The sequence below is a fragment of the Methylobacterium sp. GC_Met_2 genome, assembly GCF_026540795.1.
Taxonomy (GTDB): Bacteria; Pseudomonadota; Alphaproteobacteria; order Rhizobiales; family Beijerinckiaceae; genus Methylobacterium.
This window is the reverse complement of sequence record NZ_JALNUM010000068.1, coordinates 1-14,837: the sequence shown is the minus strand read 5'-3', so window position 1 is coordinate 14,837 and position 14,837 is coordinate 1. Positions and strand designations below refer to the sequence as shown.

Genomic DNA, 14,837 nt, shown 5'->3' with positions numbered 1-14,837 from the left:
CTGGAAATTTTGTAAGATTATCTGCGTATTGGCGCGTCTAAATGCGGGTATAACAAACCAAAGCTCGCGACGATAGTACATATCCAGCTCTTACGTCAGCACGACCGTGAACAGGATTGGATGGCTGCAGGGGTGGTTATCCCCGCAGGCGGGTCCTGCATCCGGCGCGCTGACACGGGGACGGGCTGAGGCTACCGTCGGTCGCCCGCGGGCGGCGTGTTCGACCGGCCGGCGCGGGCGCTGTCGGAAGAGGCCGGGGCGATGATGCGGTTCGATCTCACCGATCTCGGCCTGTTCCGGCATGTGGTCGAGGCCGGCTCGATCACCCATGGGGCGGCGCGGGCGAACCTCGCCCTGGCGGCGGCCTCCACGCGGATCCGGCTGATGGAGGAGTCGCTCGGGGCCGCGCTGCTGACCCGGGGGCGCCAGGGCGTCAATCCGACCCCGGCGGGGCGTGCGCTCCTGGTCCATGCCCGGGAGGTCCTGTCCGCGGTCGAGCGGCTGCGCGAGGAGATGTCGGCCTATTCGGGGGGCGCCTTCGGCCAGATCCGGGTGCTGGCCAACACCAACGCACTCACCGAATTCCTGCCGGAGGCGCTCTCGGCCTTCCTGGCCGACCATCCCGGGATCGGCGTCGAGATCGAGGAGCGTACCTCCGAGGAGATCGTCGGGCTCGTGGCCGAGGGGGCGGCCGATCTCGGTATCCTGTCCGGCACGGTGGATACCGGCTCGCTTCGGACCTTCCCGTTCCGGGAAGACCGGTTCGTGCTGGTCGCCGCCCGGGACCATCCCCTGGCGGGGCGCGGGGCGATCCCCTTCGCAGAGGTGCTGGGTCACGATCTCGTGGGCCTGGACCGGCGCAGCGCCATCAGCCGGTTCCTCGTCGCCCAGGCCGCGCGGGAGGGGCGCCCGATGCGCCTGCGGGCGCAGCTGCGCGGGTTCGATGCCGTCTGCCGGCTGGTGGACGCCCGGGTCGGGCTGGCCGTCCTGCCCGAGAGTGCGGCCGTCCGGGCCGCCCAGGGCCTCGCCCTCGCGGTGGTGCCGCTGGCCGACTCATGGGCGCGGCGCGACCTGACCCTGTGCCTGCGCGACCTCGACGGGCTCCCGCCCTTCATCCGGGCCTTCGTGGCGCAGTTGCGCGGCTGAGAGGGCGGGTCCAGAAGCGCGCTTCCTCTGGGGTCCCGCGATGGCCGATCGTCGCCCCCAAACGGGGCCGATCGTCGGCTCGATGGGGGGCCGTGCCGCCGCAAGCGCGAAGGCTCGGCCATTGGACACTGCGGACGCACTGCTATATTAACGGGAGCAAGCTTAGCCAGAACGGCCGAGTATTGCTTTCAGGTGCCAATATGGTGTCGCGGATCGCGGTTGTAGGGCTCGTTCTGCTCTCGGCAAGCGCCTGTTCTCGAATGCCCAACGTGCCGACCGCGTACAGCTCCCTGCCGCCCCTGACGGTGGAGCACCCGGCCGGTCTGAAGGCGGTCCCGAACCCGGCTGTCCCGGTGGCGGCCCTGCCGGTCATCCGCATCCCGGGCACGGCCCTGGCGCACGGGGGCTCTGGCGAGAGCCGGGGCGCGCAGGTCAACCCCCTGGATGTTCTGGCCGCTTCGACCCGCGCGCGGCTGGCTTGGCAGACCCTGAGCCCGACGGAGATGGCACGGCCGTCCTTCGTGGTGAACCGGGACGCCGTCGCGCGCTTGGGCGTCGGCGAAACGGGGGCGACCGGCGGCAAGTCCACCGTTCAGTTCGAGACGCGCTCCTACAACCGCGAGGCGATGATGCGACGCCTGGAGAAGGAAGGTCGCGGCGCCGCCAAGCCGATCTGCTCCGGCTGCTGAGACGCCCGGCGTGATCCAGGCCGCGTTTCAGGAGCCTGTGTGAGGCGCCCGATCCGTCTCTCGGGATGGCGCGATCCCGCTCGAATCGGGTCCGATCAGGCTGCACACAGAACGGGAAGCCGCCGGGGCCGTCCCACCCAATGCCCTCCTCCTTCGAGGCTCGCTGCGCTCGCACCTCAGGACGAGGGGGATTGGGTGGGAGCGCTCGTGACCCAGTCACGCGTTTCTGTCGTGTGCCCTGCGCGTTGCCCACGGTACACGACACTTGTCTGCCGCCTGGGTCGGCAAGCGCGACCTGCCCCTCTCCCATGCGGGAGAGGGTTGGGGTGAGGGTCGAGACGGTTCAGGATCGAGCGCACCTCGAAGCCCTGACGCGGCATGCCCCTTCCGGATAGGTCTCATCCCTCACCCGGCTTTCTGCGAAAGCAGACCTCTCCCGCACGGGAGAGGGGACCCGTGCCCTATTCAGCAACGGTGGCGTCACTGTCGTATACCGTGGCGCGTTGCCATCGAGCCTGGCTCTAAGTCTTTGTCGTAGCGCGCGGTTTAGCGCCGAACGGGCGTCCACTTCGTTGACGAGGACCCTAGCGCGGGCCTCCTCGGGCCGACTCCCCAGGCTCTCCGGCCGTGCCATCCGTGCTCGTCCCGCGGGCTGCCCGGGCCATGGCGATCAGATCGGCGGCGGCCAGGGGCGCGTCGTCCGATGCGGGCCCGCCCCCGACCAGCCACAGGCCGGGCGGACTCGTCCGGATCCGAAGACGCTTGGCGCGCGCCGTCCGGCGCATCGCGCCTGACACGATGGCAGTCTCCACGAGGCGGCGTCTCCCCGTCAGCGGGGATTGGGCTGCGGACGCGGCCGCGGCAGGGAAATGGTGACCAGCTTACCGGTGGTGGGATCGAGGATCGTCATGGGGCGCTCCTGCGGCAGGTCGCCATGGCAGTCTCGAATTGTGGTTTAACCTTGGCCGCCCGGGGACGCGTTCACAGTTTTCGCGAAATTTGTACCGCGCGCGCGTCCGGCGAATTCTAAATAGTCGCATAAATAATGATATTCGCGTCGGGTTCGGCGGGGGCGGAGTGGCGCATCGCGCCCTCCCCGCGAGGGCGCGTGGATTCACACATTTCAGAGTGCCACCAACCTCCTGAGAGGATGGCGCTCTTCCCCTCCCCCTTGCGGGGAGGAGAGAGCCCGGCGGCCAGCGAAGTGTGAATATCGTAGACCGCGGGGGCGAGGGCGCCTGCCCTACACCGACATCCACTTGAGGACGTCGGCCTCGACCATCCCGGCCCGGGGCCCGGCCAGCACCACCTGCCCGCGATCCATCACCGCGTAGGTATCGCAGAGGTCGCGCGCCCATTCGAAATACTGCTCGACCAGCACGATTCCCATCTCGCCCTTGCCGCGCAGGTAGGTGATCGCCCGGCCGATATCCTTGATGATCGAGGGCTGGATGCCCTCGGTCGGCTCGTCGAGCACGAGGAGTTTGGGCCGCGTCACCAGCGCCCGGCCGATGGCGAGCTGCTGCTGCTGGCCGCCCGAGAGGTCGCCGCCGCGCCGGTGCAGCATGTCCTTGAGCACTGGGAACAGGTCGTAGATCTCCCCCGGGATGTGGCGGTCGCGGCGCTTCAGGGGCGCGAAGCCGGTCTCGAGGTTCTCTTTGACGGTGAGCAGCGGGAAGATCTCGCGGCCCTGGGGCACGAAGGCGATGCCGGCCCGGGCCCGGTCGTAGGGGGCGAGCGCCTGGATCGGGCGGCCATCGAGGCGGATCGCGCCGGCGCGCACGGGCTGCTGGCCGACGATCGCCCGCAGCAGCGAGGTCTTGCCGACGCCGTTGCGGCCCAGCACCGTCGTGACCTGCCCGGCCTCGGCCGTCAGGGAGACGCCGCGGAGCGCCTGCGCGGCGCCGTAATAGAGGTCGATCCCCTCGACGCTCAGCATGGGAGTTCACCATCGGACTGCGCGCGCGAACAAAGGAGTTCCAAAGGGCGTGCCCTTTGGTGGGTCGTCAGGGCGAAGCCCGACACTCGGGCGAAGCCCGACAGCAGGGCGCTGCCCTGCACCCGCAAAAGGTCTCGACCTTTTGAAACCATGACCTTGGTCATCGCCCGAGATACACCTCGACCACCCGCGGGTCGGCCGAGACGGCGTCGATCGAGCCCTCGGCCAGCACCGCGCCCTCGTGCAGGCAGGTGACCCGGCAGCCGAGGTCGCGGACGAAGTGCATGTCGTGCTCCACCACCACCACGGCGTGCTCGCCCGCGATCCGCCTCAGCAGGCGGGCGGTCTCGGCGGTCTCGGCGTCGGTCATGCCGGCCACCGGCTCGTCGACGAGCAGGAGCTTGGGGTCCTGCGCGAGCAGCATGCCGATCTCCAGCCATTGCTTCTGACCGTGGCTCAGATCGGCCGCCGGGCGGCCGCGGTGGGCCAGCAGGCCGACCGTCTCCAGCAGGGCATCGATCCGCTGCGCCTCCACCCGGTTGCGCCGGCCGAACAGGGACGCGAAGGCGGCCCGCGGCCCTTTGAGCGCCAGCAGGATGTTGTCGGCGACCGTGTGGCTCTCGAACACCGTCGGCTTCTGGAACTTGCGGCCGATGCCGAGGTCGGCGATCGCCGGCTCGTCGCTCTTGAGCAGGTCGTGGGTGCCGTCGAACAGCGCGATCCCGCTGTCCGGCCGGGTCTTGCCGGTGATGCAGTCCATCATGGTGGTCTTGCCGGCGCCGTTCGGGCCGATGATCGCCCGCAACTCGCCGCGGGCCAGCGTCAGCGACAGGCCGCGCAGGGCCTTGTAGCCGTCGAAGGTCACGCGCAAATCGTCCAGGTAGAGGAGCGCGTCCGTCTCGCGCTTCCGGTTGGCGGGGCCGCTTGCATCCGGGCGTTCGAGGAGGTCGGTGCTCACGAGCCCTGCCCTTGTTCCACGCGTTTCGGGGCGATGGCGGGCTCCGGCGGCAGCCTGGCGGCGGCGCGTCGGGAGCCGAGCCGCTCGATGGCGGTGCCGACGAGGCCGCGGGGCAGGAACAGCGTCACAACCACGAACAGGCCGCCCAGGCCGAACAGCCACGCATCGGGCATCACGCCGGTGAGCACCGTCTTGGCGTAGTTGACCAGCACGGCGCCGAGCGCCGCGCCGACCAGCGTGCCGCGCCCGCCCACCGCCACCCAGATCACCGTCTCGATGGAGTTGGTCGGGGCGAACTCCCCCGGGTTGATGATGCCGACCTGCGGCACGTAGAGGGCGCCGGCGACGCCCGCCATCATGGCCGAGACCGTGAAGGCCAGCGTCTTGAAGTGCTCCGGCCGGTAGCCAAGGAAGCGGGTGCGGCTCTCGGCGTCGCGCACGGCGATCAGGATTTTTCCATACGCCGAGACTGTCATCACCCGGGCGATCAGGTAGCCCAAAGCCAGCGCGATGCCGGTGGCGACGAAGATGCCCACGCGAAAATTCTGGGCCTGAACCGAGAGGCCCAAGAGATCCTTGAAGTCGGTGAGGCCGTTGTTGCCGCCGAGGCCCATGTCGTTGCGGAAGAAGGCGAGCATCAGCGCGTAGGTCATCGCCTGGGTGATGATCGACAGGTAGACGCCGGTCACCCGCGACCGGAAGGCGAGCCAGCCGAACACGAAGGCCAGCAGCCCCGGCACCAGCAGCACCATCAGGGCCGCGAAGGCGAAGTGGTCGAAGCCGTACCAGTACCAGGGCAGTGCCTTGTAGTTCAGGAACACCATGAAGTCGGGCAGGACCGGGTTGCCGTAGACGCCCCGGGGGCCGATCTGGCGCATCAGGTACATGCCCATCGCGTAGCCGCCGAGCGCGAAGAACGCCCCGTGGCCGAGTGAGAGGATGCCGCAATAGCCCCAGACGAGGTCGAGGCTGACCGCGAGCAGCGCATAGGCGAGGTACTTGCCGAACAGCGCCACGAGGTAGGTCGGCACGTGCAGCCCGGAGCCCTCCGGCACCGCGAGGTTCAGCACCGGCACCGCGAGGCAGAAGGCGGCCAGGACGGCGAGGAAGATCCAGCCCTTCAGATCGATGAGGGGGGTGCGGGCGGTCATGGGGCGATTCCTCGTTCGCGCCCGATCTGATCCCCGCGCAGGCCACTGGCTTCGTTCAGGCTGACGGAAAGGGCGGTCCGGATCTGGCGCGCACCCGCCCTCCCCCCTCTGCGGGGGAGGGTGGCCCTCGCGTGCGCGAGGGTCGGGAGAGGGGAGCAACGGTGCAGAATAGGGCTCCGACCTCCATAAAGGCCGCGCCTCCTGCGGATGCCGCGTTCCCCTCTCCCCCCCTGCTTCGCAGGGGACCCTCCCCCGCAGAGGGGGGAGGGAGCGCCCATCGGTCTGCTCACGATTCCACCGCCCGGCCCTTGAGCGCGAACAGGCCGCGCGGGCGCTTCTGGATGAACAGGATGATGAAGATCAGGAGGCCGATCTTGGCCAGCACCGCGCCGACATACGGCTCGGCGAGCTTGTTCACGACGCCGAGCGTCAGCGCCGCCACCAGCGTCCCCCAGAGGTTGCCGACACCGCCGAACACCACCACCAGGAACGAGTCGATGATGTAGCCCTGGCCGAGATTGGGCGAGACGTTGTCGATCTGCGACAGCGCCACCCCGGCGATCCCCGCGATACCGGAGCCGAGCCCGAAGGTCAGCGCATCGACGTAGGGGGTGCGGATGCCCATCGCGGCGGCCATGCGGCGGTTCTGGGTGACCGCCCGGGTCTTCAGGCCGAACGCGGTCTTCCGCAGCACGAACAGGAGGCCCAGGAACACGGCCAGCGCGAACACGATGATCCACATCCGGCCCCAGGTGATCGACAGGCCGTAGAAATCGAAGGCGCCGCTCATGAAGGCCGGGGCGCCGACCTCGCGGTTGGTCGGGCCGAACAGCGAGCGCACGCCCTGCTGCAGGATGAGGCTGACCCCGAAGGTGGCGAGCAGCGTCTCCAGCGGGCGCCCGTACAGGAAGCGGATGATGAACCGCTCGATCAGCACGCCCATCAGCCCGGCGACCAGGAACGCGCAGGGGATGCTGATGGCGAGCGACCAGCCGAACAGGGACGGCGCCTTGGTGCGGATCAGCTCCTGCACGCCGTACGTCGTGTAGGCGCCGAGCATCACCATCTCGCCGTGCGCCATGTTGATCACGCCCATCACCCCGAAGGTGATGGCCAGCCCGATGGCGGCGAGCAGCAGGACCGAGCCGAGCGAGATGCCGTACCAGACGTTCTGGAGGGCCCCGAGGATGGCGAGCCGCGTCTCGATCGCCGCGATGCCGCGGGCGGCGGCTCCCCGCACCGCCTCGCTCGGATCCGCCGCAAGACCGCGCAGGATGCCCATCGCGTCGCCATCGCCCCGGGCCTGGATGGCGGGAATTGCGGCAATCCGGTCCGCCTCCCCGGTGCCGGGCTTGGCCAGCAGCACGGCGGCGCGGGCCTCGGTCAGCGCTTGGCGGATTCCGGCCTGCGTCTCGCGCGCCAGGGCCGCGTCGAGGGCCGGCAGCGCCGCCGCGTCCCGGGCCTTGAACACCGCGTCGGCGGCGGCGCGGCGCTTGGCCGAATCGGGGCTCGCGAGGTCGAGCTGCCCGCGGGCGGCCTCGATCGCCCGGCGGACCCGGTTGTTGGCGCGCACCGGCTTGAGGTCGGGGCTGTCGGCCGCCGGGGCGCCGGTCTTGGCGTCCACGACGGCGTTGCCCTGCCGGATCAGCAGAGCCTTGTCGGCGGGGCGTACGAGAAGCCGTCCGTCCGACAGGGCCGAGAGGATCGCGTCGGCGCGCGGGTCGCCGCTCGCCGCGAGCCCGGAGACGCCGGCCTCGATCTCGGCATAGCCGTCGCCGGCGAGCTGGCCGTAGGGATCGGGTACCTGGGCCAGCGCCGGGGCGGCCAGCAGCAGGAACAGGAGGGTGAGGAGACGAAGCATCGATGCCGTTCTGCGAGCCGGGAGCGGTGCGCCACATGGGTGAGGCGCGTATCCCCTCATCCCCGCGCGCGGGGAGAGGCCCGCATGGACCGCGTCGTCCATGCGGGGAGCGGAGGCGAAGCCGGAGCGGCGGTGAGGGGGGCGGCACCGGATGAGGCTCATCCCGAACGCCCCCTCACCTTCGGCTGCCGCCTCGCTTCCTGCCCCGACAAGGGGGCAGGAAGCCCTCTCCCCGCAGGCGGGGAGAGGGGAGATGCGGCTTACGCGCCGCCGCAGCTCTCGGTCTTGGTGTTGTAGTTGCCGCACTTGAGCTTGACCCAGTCGGCTTCGAGGTCCTTGGAGCCCTCGAGCTGCTTCGACCACGCCTCGCCGGGAATCAGCTTCTCGGTCTTCCACACCACATCGAACTGGCCGTTCGCCTCGATCTCGCCGATGAAGACCGGCTTGGTGATGTGGTGGTTCGGCAGCATCTTCGCGGTGCCGCCGGTGAGGTTCTTCTGCTCGATGCCCGGCAGCGCGTCGATCACCTTGTCGGGGTCGATGGTGCCGGCCTTCTCCACCGCCTTCACCCACATGTTGAAGCCGATATAGCTGGCCTCCATCGGGTCGTTGGTGACGGCCTTGGGGTTCTTCCGGAACGCCTGCCACGTCTTGATGAAGTCCTCGTTCTCCGGCGTCTTGATCGACTCGAAGTAGTTCCAGGCGGCGAGGTGGCCGGTAAGCGGCTTGGCGTCGATGCCGGCGAGTTCCTCCTCGCCCACCGAGAAGGCGACGACCGGGATGTCGGTCGCCTTGATGCCCTGGTTGCCGAGTTCCTTGTAGAACGGCACGTTGGCGTCGCCGTTGATGGTCGAGACCACGGCGGTCTTCTTGCCGGCCGAGCCGAATGCCTTGATCCTCGACACCTCGGTCTGCCAGTCCGAGAACCCGAACGGCGTGTAGTTGATCAGGATGTCCTCGTCCTTGACGCCCTTGGACTTGAGGTAGGCTTCGAGGATCTTGTTGGTCGTGCGCGGGTAGACGTAGTCGGTCCCCTCCAGCACCCAGCGCTTGGCGCCGCCGCCATCCTCCGACATCAGGTAGTCGACCGCCGGGATCGCCTGCTGGTTCGGGGCGGCGCCGGTGTAGAACACGTTGCGCTCGCTCTCCTCGCCCTCGTACTGGACGGGGTAGAACAGGATGTTGTCGAGTTCCTTGAACACCGGCAGCACGGACTTGCGCGACACGCTGGTCCAGCAGCCGAACACGGCCGCGACCTTGTCCTTGCTGATCAGCTCGCGGGCCTTCTCGGCGAAGAGCGGCCAGTTCGAGGCCGGATCGACCACCACCGGCTCCAGCTTCTTGCCGAGCACGCCGCCCTTGGCGTTCTGCTCGGCGATGAGCATCAGCATCGCGTCCTTGAGGGTGGTCTCGGAGATCGCCATCGTGCCCGAGAGCGAGTGCAGGATGCCGACCTTGATGGTCTCCTGCGCGTGTGCGGCCCCTGCGCCCGCGGCGCCGATGGCGAGCCCGGCGGCCAGCGCCGCGGCCCGGCCCCACGTTCCAAATGCTATCACGGCGGTGCCCTTCGTCGTCTTCGTTGAGACGGCCCGAAGCTCGCAATTCATGTGCCACATATTTAGGCAGTGGCCACGGCGTGGCCGATTTCCGAACGTGCAACTGCCCGCCTGCACGGCTCCGAACGCGCCGAATCCAGTGTACGCCAGTCGGTAGTGTAAGAATCCAGACGGATTGCGCTCGAAAAACTAACCTACTCGATACTGATGGTGTGTGCGGTGTGAAACAGTCAGGATCATCCGTCTGGATCTCGGGACGCGGGTGATTGGGAGATGGCCCGTGCTCCCGCCCGGATTCCGAGGGGGGCCATGGCGCTGCCGCAGCAATCCGCCGTTCGAAACCGTCTGCTCGCCGCCCTGACGCCGGAGGAGTTCGACCGCCTCGCCTCCGCACTGGAGCCGGTGCCCCTCGCCCTGCACGACGTGCTGATTGCACCGCAGCAGCCGATCACACAGGCCTACTTCGTCGAGGACGGGATCGTCTCCCTCGTGGCCGACACCCGCGAGGGGCGCATCGAGATCGGCCTCACGGGCCGCGAGGGCTTCGTCGGCGTGCCGCTCGCGCTAAGCGCGGAGACCACGCCCCATATGGCGATCGTGCAGGCCGGGGGCGAGGCGCTGCGCATCGGGGCCGACGCCTTGTGCGCGGCGCTCGATGCGAGCGCCAGCCTGCGCCGGGTGCTGGGGCGCTACGTGCAGAGCCTGATCGTGCAGGTGGGGCAGACCGTCTACGCCAATGCCGATCTCACCGTCGAAGCGCGCCTCGCCCGGTGGATCCTCATGACCCATGACCGCCTGGACCAGGACGAGCTGCCCCTGACGCACGAGATGCTCTCGAAGATGCTCGGCGTGCGCCGTCCCACGGTCACGATGGCGACCCACACGCTGGAGGGGGCCGGCATGATCCGGGCGCGGCGCGGGCGCATCACGGTGATCGACCGCGTGAAGCTGGAGGGTCTGGCGGGCGCGATTTATGGCAGTGGCGGAGTGTAGCGGATCCGCGCGTTTCTTCGGTCGGAGGATGGGCGCAAGCGGCCCGGCGCGTCTCCCTCCCCCCCGCGGAGAGGGGAGGGAGAATCCCGCGCTTGAACCGGCACCGCGCGTGTGAATCCGGCTTTCGGATCGTCGAGCGCGCCCGTGTCCCCTTCCCGTCAGCCCAGCCGAACCCGCCAGATCTCGGCGGCGTATTCCCGCATCGCCCGGTCGGAGGAGAACCACGCCATCCGGGCGGTGTTGCGGATCGCCTTGGCCCACCAGCCGCGGGGATCGCGCCACGCGGCGTCGATGGACCGCTGCACCCGCCAGTAATCGTCGAAATCGGCGGTGAGCAGGTACTGGTCGCGCCGGCGCAGATCGTCGGTGAGCGGGCGGAACCGGGCCGGCTCCTCCGGCGAAAACCGGCCGGAGGCGATCATGTCGAGCGCCGCCGCCAGGCGCGGCGAGGCCTGGATCGCCTTGGCCGCGTAATCCGGCTCGGCCTGCCGGGCGCGGACCCCGTCGGCCTCCAGGCCGAAGATGAAGATGTTCTCCGCCCCGACATGGTCGCGGATCTCGATGTTGGCGCCGTCGAGCGTCCCCACCGTGAGCGCGCCGTTGAGGGCGAACTTCATGTTGCCGGTGCCGGAGGCTTCCAGGCCGGCGGTGGAGATCTGCTCCGACAGGTCGGCCGCCGGGATGATCGATTCGGCAAGGCTCACGGAGTAGTTCGGCAGGAACACAACCTTCAGCCGGCCAGCGACGTCGGGATCGTCGTTGACCGCCTTGGCGATGTCGCAGGCGAGCTTGATGATCAGCTTGGCCTGCACGTAGCTCGGCGCCGCCTTGCCGCCGAAGATCTTGACGCGGGGCGTCCAGTCCCGGTGCGGCTCGGCCTTGATCGCCTGATAGAGCGCCACCGTCTCGACGACGTTGAGCAACTGGCGCTTGTACTCGTGGATGCGCTTGACCTGCACGTCGAACAGAGCGGCCGGATCGATATCGATGCCGGTGCGCTCGGCCACGACCTTGGCCAGGGCCTCCTTGCGCTCCCGGCGCACGGCGGCGTAGCGCGCCACGAAGGCCGGATCCTCGGCATGGGCTTCCAGGCCGCGCAGCAGCTCCGGATCGTCGAGGACGCCCGGCCCCACGGTCTCGACCGCGAGCCGGGTCAGGCCCGGATTGGCGTTGTGGAACCAGCGGCGGAAGGTGATGCCGTTGGTCTTGTTGACGATCTTGTCGGAATCCAGCGCGTGCAGGTCGGAGAAGACCGTGGTGCGCATCAGGTCGGTGTGGAGCGCCGAGACGCCGTTGACCCGGCGCGCGCCGTGGAAGGCGAGGTGCCCCATCCGCACCCGGCGGCCGTTCGACTCCTCGATCAGCGAGATCGAGGCGAGATAGGCCTCGGCATCCGCCGGCCCCTGCCGGCCGTGCTTGGACTGCTCCTCAAGGTGCATCCAGTTGATCAGGTAGATGATCTGCATGTGGCGCGGCAGCAGCCGCTCCATCAGCTCCACCGGCCAGGTCTCCAGCGCCTCGGGCAGGAGGGTGTGGTTGGTGTAGTGCAGCGTGTTGGTGGTGACGTGCCACGCATCCTCCCAGGAGAGGCCGTGCTCGTCGATCAGCAGGCGCATCAGCTCCGGCACCGCGATGGCCGGGTGCGTGTCGTTGAGCTGGATCGCCGCGTGGTCCGGCAGGGAGCGGACGTCGCCGCGCTCGGCCACGTGCCGGGCGAGCAGGTCCCGGAGCGAGGCGGCGGTGAAGAAGTATTCCTGGCGCAGGCGCAGCTCCTGGCCCTCGGCCGAGGAATCGCTCGGATAGAGCACCCGGGAGATCGCCTCGGCGCGCATCCGCGCCGCGACCGCGCCGACATGGTCGCCGCCGTTGAACCGGGCGAGGTCGATCGGCTCGCCGGCCTCGGCCTTCCACAGGCGCAGCGCATTGACGTGGCGCCCGCGCCAGCCGACCACCGGCACGTCGTGGGCCACAGCCCGCACGATCTCGGCCGGCTGCCAGTGCCGCCGGATCACCCCCTCCTCCGAGGACGACATCGTGACGGTGCCGCCGAAGCCGATCGCGTAGGCGGCCTCCGGCCGGGCGAATTCCCAGGGGTTGCCCTCCGCCAGCCACGTCTCCGGCGCCTCGCGCTGCCAGCCATCCTCGAAGGATTGCCGGAACAGGCCGTGGTCGTAGCGGATGCCGTAGCCCATCGCCGGGATGCCGATGCTGGCCATGCTCTCCATGAAGCAGGCGGCCAGTCGCCCGAGGCCGCCATTGCCGAGCGCCGCATCGGGCTCCGCGTCCTCGACGGCGCCGAGATCGACCCCGAGTTCCTTGAGCGCCGCCCGGGTGGTCTCGGTCAGGCCGAGATTGTTCATCGCGTCCGACATCAGCCGGCCGATCAGGAATTCCAGCGACAGGTAGTAGACGCGCTTGTTCGGCACGCCGCGCTCGGCCGCCATGCAGGCCGCCACGATCCGCTCGCGCAGCGCGAGGGCGGTCGCCGCGAACCAGTCGCGCGGGCGCGCCGTCTCGGGGGTCCGGCCCAGCGAGAAGGCCAGCTTGGCGCGGATCGATTCCCGCAGGTCCACCACCGCGTCGCCGCTGGCGGAGAGCGTCGGGGCGGCCCAGGACGCGGGCGCCGGAGCCGCGGCGGCATGCTCCTCGTGCGCGCCTTCCAGCGGCGCGGGCCGGATCAGAACGTCGTTCAACACCTGCGGGTCCCCCAAAGTCTGAGTCCCGGATCGTTGCCGGGGAAATCGTGGGCCGATTGTCTTATGTAATGGATTGCCGCCGCGTGAACGGTCAGGCGACCCATGCCCCGAAGCCTCCGACTGTGCGGACAGCTTCCGGCGAAGTCATGGCGGCGCCGCTCCACTAAGGCGTGCAGGGCCGACACGCACGATATAGCGCGCCCTCGTGACATTCCAGTCACACGCGCCGGACAGGGTATCCGCATCGCCGGTCGCCAGCGGAGCGGTTCGCCGCTAGAGCGCTCTCCGACGAAGTGGACACCGGTTCGGCGCAAGAGAGCGCGTCGTAACAAGAGCTTTGAGGCGTGCACGATTGCAAAGCGATCGGGCACGCCTCTAAGCCCCGGTCGGCAACGCGAGGGGCTGAGGCATGACCGACACCGTCTGGTGGAAGCACGGGACCGTCTATCAAATTTATCCCCGCTCCTTTCAGGACACGAACGGCGACGGAGTCGGCGACCTTCCGGGTATCACCGCGCGGCTCGACTACCTCGCCTGGCTCGGGGTCGACGCCGTGTGGATCTCGCCGATCTACCCCTCGCCCATGGCGGATTTCGGCTACGACGTGGCCGATTATTGTGGGATCGACCCGCTGTTCGGCACGCTCGCGGAGTTCGACGCCCTGATCGCCGAGGCCCGCCGGCGCAGGCTGAAGGTGATCCTCGACTTCGTGCCCAACCACTCGTCGATCGCGCATCCCTGGTTCGCGGAGAGCCGGTCGGCGCGCACGAACCCGAAGCGGGACTGGTACATCTGGCGCGATCCCGGCCCCGATGGCGGCCCGCCCAACAACTGGGTGTCGAATTTCGGCGGCCCGGCCTGGACGCTGGATGAGGCCACCGGGCAGTATTACTACCACGCCTTCCTGACGGAGCAGCCGGACCTGAACTGGCGCAACCCCGCGGTGCGGGAGGCGATGCACGACGTGCTCCGGTTCTGGCTGGAGCGCGGCGTCGACGGCTTCCGGGTCGACGTGATCTGGCACCTGATCAAGGATGCGGGGTTCCGCGACAACCCGGCCAATCCCGATTACGCGCCGGGCGCGCCGGAGATCAATCGCTTCCAGCAGGTCTACTCCGCCGACCGGCCGGAAATCTTCGACGTGATCGCCGGGATGCGGGATGTCCTGCGCCCGTATGGCGAGCGGGTGCTGATCGGCGAGATCTACCTGCCGGTGGAGCGGCTGGTGGCCTATTACGGCCCGGACCTCTCGGGCGCCGACCTGCCGTTCAACTTCCAGCTGATCCAGACCCCGTGGCAGGCCGAGGCCGTGGCCGAGCTCGTGGCGCGCTACGAGGCAGCCCTGCCCGAGGGCGGCTGGCCGAACTGGGTGCTGGGCAACCACGACCAGCCGCGCATCGCCGCCCGGGTCGGGCAGGCCCAGGCCCGCATCGCCGCGATGCTGCTGCTGACCCTGCGGGGCACGCCGACCCTCTATTACGGCGACGAGATCGGGCTCGGCCATGTCCCGATCCCGCCGGGCCGCGCGCAGGATCCCTGGGAGCGCAACGAGCCCGGGCACGGCCGCGACCCGGAGCGCACGCCGATGCAGTGGGACGACGGCCCGAACGCGGGCTTCTCCACGGCCGAGCCCTGGCTACCGCTCTCGGCGGACTGGCCGACCCGCAACGTCGAGGGCCAGCGCTCCGACCCCGCCTCCATGCTCACCCTGTACCGGCGGTTGCTCGCCCTACGCCGCGACCACGCGGCGCTGGCGGTGGGCGACTATCGCGGCGTGAAGCCGGGGGCCGCAGAGGTGTTCGCCTACGAGCGGTACACGGGCGATGAGGTTCTGCGCGTGGTGCTGAA

11 protein-coding genes are annotated in these 14,837 nt (G+C 69.3%); 4 read left to right on the top strand and 7 right to left on the bottom strand.

Features of this window, described 5'->3' with window-relative positions:
• The first annotated feature begins 261 nt into the window (after positions 1–261).
• Both OXS49_RS20955 and OXS49_RS20950 read left to right on the top strand, forming a co-directional pair.
• Complete coding sequence (locus OXS49_RS20955; RefSeq protein ID WP_267426541.1) at positions 262–1,146, top strand: LysR substrate-binding domain-containing protein; 885 nt, start codon at positions 262–264, stop codon at positions 1,144–1,146.
• A gap of 269 nt (positions 1,147–1,415) precedes the next feature.
• Positions 1,416–1,835 carry a hypothetical protein gene (locus OXS49_RS20950; protein ID WP_267426526.1) on the top strand — a complete coding sequence of 140 codons (420 nt, stop codon included), beginning with the start codon at positions 1,416–1,418 and terminating at the stop codon, positions 1,833–1,835.
• A 584-nt stretch (positions 1,836–2,419) separates the two neighbouring features.
• Here OXS49_RS20950 and OXS49_RS20945 read toward each other — a convergent pair.
• From OXS49_RS20945 to urtA, 6 genes are all read right to left on the bottom strand, one after another.
• Positions 2,420–2,647 carry a hypothetical protein gene (locus tag OXS49_RS20945; RefSeq protein WP_244000931.1) on the bottom strand — a complete coding sequence of 76 codons (228 nt, stop codon included), beginning with the start codon at positions 2,645–2,647 and terminating at the stop codon, positions 2,420–2,422.
• A 431-nt stretch (positions 2,648–3,078) separates the two neighbouring features.
• Complete coding sequence (gene urtE / locus OXS49_RS20940; RefSeq protein ID WP_267426524.1) at positions 3,079–3,774, bottom strand: urea ABC transporter ATP-binding subunit UrtE; 696 nt, start codon at positions 3,772–3,774, stop codon at positions 3,079–3,081.
• 160 nt (positions 3,775–3,934) lie between these two features.
• A complete protein-coding gene (gene urtD / locus OXS49_RS20935; protein WP_267426519.1) occupies positions 3,935–4,732 on the bottom strand; it encodes an urea ABC transporter ATP-binding protein UrtD in 798 nt (265 codons plus the stop codon).
• Entirely contained in the window at positions 4,729–5,883 is a 1,155-nt protein-coding gene (gene urtC / locus OXS49_RS20930; protein ID WP_244000937.1) for an urea ABC transporter permease subunit UrtC, read from the bottom strand. The genes urtD and urtC overlap by 4 nt, the downstream gene beginning before the upstream one ends.
• A 286-nt stretch (positions 5,884–6,169) precedes the next feature.
• Positions 6,170–7,744, bottom strand: a complete 1,575-nt coding sequence (urtB, locus tag OXS49_RS20925; RefSeq protein WP_267426518.1) for an urea ABC transporter permease subunit UrtB — start codon at positions 7,742–7,744, stop codon at positions 6,170–6,172.
• Positions 7,745–8,004: 260 nt separating this feature from the next.
• Positions 8,005–9,300 (bottom strand): urea ABC transporter substrate-binding protein, encoded by a 1,296-nt coding sequence (gene urtA, locus OXS49_RS20920; RefSeq protein WP_267426516.1) that lies wholly within the window; start codon positions 9,298–9,300, stop codon positions 8,005–8,007.
• Between the two features lie 309 nt (positions 9,301–9,609).
• On the opposite strand from urtA, the gene OXS49_RS20915 reads away from it, so the two are divergent.
• Positions 9,610–10,293, top strand: coding sequence for a Crp/Fnr family transcriptional regulator (locus tag OXS49_RS20915; RefSeq protein ID WP_267426515.1), 684 nt, complete (start codon positions 9,610–9,612; stop codon positions 10,291–10,293).
• A gap of 158 nt (positions 10,294–10,451) precedes the next feature.
• On the opposite strand, the gene OXS49_RS20910 is transcribed toward OXS49_RS20915, so the two are convergent.
• The gene (locus OXS49_RS20910; protein ID WP_267426514.1) at positions 10,452–12,989 is read right to left on the bottom strand and encodes a glycogen/starch/alpha-glucan phosphorylase; all 2,538 of its coding nucleotides are present in this window, start codon (positions 12,987–12,989) and stop codon (positions 10,452–10,454) included.
• A 409-nt stretch (positions 12,990–13,398) separates the two neighbouring features.
• On the opposite strand from OXS49_RS20910, the gene OXS49_RS20905 reads away from it, so the two are divergent.
• The coding region (locus OXS49_RS20905; protein ID WP_267426513.1) for an alpha-amylase family glycosyl hydrolase at positions 13,399–14,837 on the top strand (1,439 nt) is incomplete at its 3' end.

Coding starts and splice junctions, on each gene's coding strand:
- OXS49_RS20955 (WP_267426541.1), top strand. CDS start 262: ATGATGCGGTTCGATCTCACCGATCTCGGCCTGTTCCGGCATGTGGTC.
- urtE (WP_267426524.1), bottom strand. CDS start 3,774: ATGCTGAGCGTCGAGGGGATCGACCTCTATTACGGCGCCGCGCAGGCG.
- urtC (WP_244000937.1), bottom strand. CDS start 5,883: ATGACCGCCCGCACCCCCCTCATCGATCTGAAGGGCTGGATCTTCCTC.
- urtB (WP_267426518.1), bottom strand. CDS start 7,744: ATGCTTCGTCTCCTCACCCTCCTGTTCCTGCTGCTGGCCGCCCCGGCG.
- OXS49_RS20915 (WP_267426515.1), top strand. CDS start 9,610: ATGGCGCTGCCGCAGCAATCCGCCGTTCGAAACCGTCTGCTCGCCGCC.